General features: G+C 38.5%; 2 protein-coding genes and 2 pseudogenes. All 4 read right to left on the reverse strand.

Annotation, left to right across the window (positions count from 1 at the left end):
* Window positions 1-214, reverse strand: a 214-nt coding sequence (locus tag I8752_RS30205) for a helix-turn-helix domain-containing protein (protein ID WP_214435880.1), incomplete at its 3' end; no start/stop codon positions are given.
* Window positions 215-272: 58 nt separating this feature from the next.
* A pseudogene (locus I8752_RS30210) lies at window positions 273-437 on the reverse strand (transposase); the annotation flags it as partial.
* A gap of 68 nt (window positions 438-505) precedes the next feature.
* On the reverse strand, window positions 506-1,015 hold the full coding sequence (locus tag I8752_RS30215) for a TniQ family protein (protein WP_225896003.1): 510 nt from the start codon (window positions 1,013-1,015) through the stop codon (window positions 506-508).
* A 17-nt stretch (window positions 1,016-1,032) separates the two neighbouring features.
* Window positions 1,033-1,446: pseudogene (locus I8752_RS30220) on the reverse strand (IS701 family transposase); the annotation flags it as partial.

Genomic DNA, 1,446 nt, shown 5'->3' on the forward strand with positions numbered 1-1,446 from the left:
GACCTATATGGAAGTATGTTCGGTATTCTCTCCAATATTCTAATGTCATCAACAATTGGTCTTCTAAGCTTAATTTACCCGGTCGCCCTGTTTTCTGTTTTGTTCGATGAAGCGATCGCACTACCTCTAACATCTCGTTAAAAGTATCTGGACGTACACCACACAAGCGTTTAAAGTCTTCTGATTTCAGACTCTTTACCTGTTCGTAGGTCATAGATGCTACCCAACTCTATCCTACTTGTCTCACGCATCTAGGACTTTTGCAAGAGGTCTATTGTTCGATAACTACCACCCATTTCTGCCCACCGGGATATTCCCAACATTGTGATTCGCCCATTCATCGCTAACATGGCCTGTATTATCTGGTTCAACTGTCGCATCGTTGTGGCGTTTATCTGCGGTAGAAGACATTGCAATAGTGATAAGATGTCGGGCATGGGCGGCTAGTAGTTTCTGAGTTGTCGTTGTGAGAGACAATAACTCTACTACGAAACGCCCTACCTCTTCATGCTCTTATTTTGGCAACGGTATTGTTATTAATAGAACAGTTGTCTGTACTAGCTGCATAATATTCATGCTTATTAAAACCGTGTAAAAGAGCTAGGCTATCTTGCAAAACTTCACCATGAAATGGACAAACTAAAACCCCTGATATTTGATGTATGCGATGCCAGTAAGGTTCTCCATAGCTTTTTAAGTCTTCTTCCCAACAAGTAGGGCAAAACCGAAAATATTTTGGCATAGTAATTGAGCTTGCCATAATTCCGGCTCGTGTATGAATATCTCCCCCATAATCTCCTTTCATAGATTCCAGTACCTGATTAGACCTGTTTGCAGGTAAAAAAGGGCTATATAAAGGATAGAAAGTATGCTTATATATCAAGTCTTCAACTTGGTAATTTGAGATAATTTGTAGGTTTTGAATTAAATTATTCAAGTTCGATGGTAAATCTACTGTTGCTACAGTAGTTTGTGAATTAAATACCCCTCTTCTGTCACTTTCCGGAATAAGCAAGTAGTTCAGGAGCTAAATCATCCAGAAGCATAATAGGGTTTAAATTGATTCATTGCGGCAATTAAATGATTGAATCCCAGTAACAAATGTGAATTAGGGAAAATACTTAACCAAGGATAAATTAACCAAAATAGTAAAAGTGGTTGGATAATGAGACGCAGATTATTTAAAGCATTCTTCCATCCAGATTCATGGTTCCATTGCGGATGGTTAGAAAAATCAACATCACTCAGATCTTGTGCCTCAGTCTCAAGTTGACGAGATTGATTTAAGCCTAATAAGACGGAAGAATTTAAACTAATCATCGTGTAAACACAAAAAATAATCTCCCACCACCTCTCAATATGTTGAAAATTGGTGAAACGGTAATCTGTCCAGCCTAGCTCTTGTTTACACTGTCGAAATCCATATTCTACCCAGGTTCTTAATCC

This window comes from Dendronalium phyllosphericum CENA369, assembly GCF_016056275.1.
GTDB classification, from domain to species: Bacteria; Cyanobacteriota; Cyanobacteriia; order Cyanobacteriales; family Nostocaceae; genus Dendronalium; species Dendronalium phyllosphericum.